Source organism: Actinomycetota bacterium (assembly GCA_036280995.1).
Classification (GTDB): Bacteria; Actinomycetota; CALGFH01; order CALGFH01; family CALGFH01; genus CALGFH01.
Map to the genome: position 1 here is coordinate 1 of DASUPQ010000172.1, position 2,162 is coordinate 2,162.

Here is a 2,162-nt window from a genome sequence, read left to right on the forward strand (position 1 = left end):
GGTACACGGGCTTGGACACTTGTGGCCGCTTCGTTTGATGTATCTGAGAACTCGGCCGTGCGATCGGGTCCGGCGATCACATACGCCAGTGTCGCCGGCAGCCCGAGCCCCAACAGGCCCGCGATGAGCAACGCCACGAACCAGGCTGTGGCGGGCAGATCCGCGGTGCGCAGAACGGCGCCGAGCCAGGCGACGAACTGTGCGACCGCTGCGCCAAGCATGATCACCACGGCCACGACGACCAGCGTGAGCGACGCCCACGTCGCGGCGCCGGTCCGGACACCAACCACGTCAGCCCCGTCCAGCACGAACACGTTGCTACCCACGGCCACCGCCGCGGCGATCAGCAGCAGCACCGTCCCGACCGCGAAGCCCACGAGGCCACCCCAGAAGGCCTTCACGACTACTGACCTACGCATCTCTTTCTCCTCACTTCGCAGTTGACCCGCAGGCTCAGCGGCGCGCAAGCAGGTCGCTGGCTTCGACGATGGCCACCAGGTGACGTCCCCAGGCGGCGGCGCGGTCAGGTTCACTGTCCAGCAGCGGCCCGTCGACGTCGTGAACGTAGAAGCTCTCGGGTGCGGCAGCGGTGCTGTAACCGTGGCGGCGGGCTTCCTTGGCGGCCGACTTCGCCGCCGACCCTGGCAGGTGCCGCATGCTGGCCACGCGGGTGTCGAAGGTTACCAGCGGCGGGCCGCCGCGGCCGGACGGAAGCAGGCCGATCCACTCTCGTAGCCCGAAGTGCCGCTCCCCATGCTCAGCGCCCCGATCGATGGCGTCGGCGCGGGTGTGCGTGCGCGTCAACGAGAAGACATGGGTCGGGCCACCGGCCACGACCAGGTCCACGCTCGGGGCTAGCTCGACGGGCGCCTTGCTCACTTCCACGATCTTGACCTGCAGCGACTCGCCGAGACCCTTGGCGATGGCATGGGCCACTAGCCTCCGTCTTTCAATAGGCCGGAAATGATCATGGTTTGGTGCCGGTCTGGCCCGGGGGTTGATCTTGAGGTGGGAGGGCGTGCGGATGGGCCGGCCTGGTGTCCGGTTCTCCTGGGGTCCTCGGGTCGTGGATGGTCAGCGGCTGGGCTGCCGGTCAGATGAGAAGGGGTTGACGGATCTCGGCGAGCCGGGTGAACGCGGCGGTGAGCTCGCGGGCCCAGGGCCAGCTGGGATCGATCTTGATTCGGGTCTTGCGTTGGCCGTGGACGATTCGGGCTGCGGTGTGCAGCAGCCGGTAGCGCAGCTTCTTGACCTCGACCTTGGCCAGTTCGCCGTCGAGGAGGATGGTCTGGGTCCAGGCGATCAGGTCGGCCGCGGTCAACGCCAGCTGCAGCCAGGCGGCGTTGATGGCGAACTCCCGGGAGGGGAAGCGGCCCATGCCGGTCTGCTTGAGTGCTTTGACCCGGTCCTCGACCCGGGCATGGGCGCGGTGCCGGGCCTCCAGGAACGCCAGCTGTCCGTGCTCGGTGTCGGTGGCCACGCACTGGTAGCGCCACCCGTCGTGGGCTTCCATCAGGCTGATCTGGGCGCCGGGGTGGGGGCGTTCGCGCCGGACCAGGACCCGCATCCCCGCCGGCCAGCCGGCCGCGGTGAGACCGGGCAGCAGCCCGGTCAGCTCAGCGACCTGAGCGACCGGCAGCCCCGACTCATCGACCGGGCGGGGATCGCCGGCCGCGTCGACCGCCGTGGCCCACACCGCATCCGGCAGCTGCGCGATGGCGTCCTTGACCTGGTTGGAGACGGTGAACCCGACCGAGAACGACACCTGCAGACCCCGCTGCTCGCGCAGACCACGGAGGTGGGTCAGCCATTCCTTGGTGGCGCCGGCACCGTCGCAGCGGACCAGGATCGGCTGGCCGTGCCGGTCGGCGTCCGGGATCTGAGCAAACGCCTCATCGGTCAGCCGGATGTGGTCGGCGGCGGTGTTGCTGCCGGCGTTCCCCGGCCGCAGCATCCCGGCCAAAGCCTCGCTGGTGTTGTCCAGCCACACCAGCAGGGGATGGTAGCCGTAGCCCTTCTTGAAGGTCGAAGCAGCCTGCTCCTTCTCAGAATGACAGGTGACCAGGCTGGCGTCGAAGTCGATCACCAGACCGGGCACCTCCACCCCGCCGCAGCGCAGTGTCGGCAGCGGCCGGCCCGCCTCGCCGCGCAGCAGCCAGGCC

At 69.3% G+C, this 2,162-nt stretch carries 3 protein-coding genes; all 3 read right to left on the bottom strand.

Annotated elements, in window-relative coordinates:
- A partial coding sequence (locus tag VF468_05535) for a hypothetical protein (GenBank protein ID HEX5877774.1) occupies nucleotides 1-401 on the bottom strand: 401 nt, incomplete at its 3' end.
- A gap of 52 nt (nucleotides 402-453) precedes the next feature.
- Complete coding sequence (locus VF468_05540) at nucleotides 454-936, bottom strand: hypothetical protein (GenBank protein ID HEX5877775.1); 483 nt, start codon at nucleotides 934-936, stop codon at nucleotides 454-456.
- Nucleotides 937-1,093: 157 nt separating this feature from the next.
- A partial coding sequence (locus VF468_05545; GenBank protein ID HEX5877776.1) for an IS1380 family transposase occupies nucleotides 1,094-2,162 on the bottom strand: 1,069 nt, incomplete at its 5' end.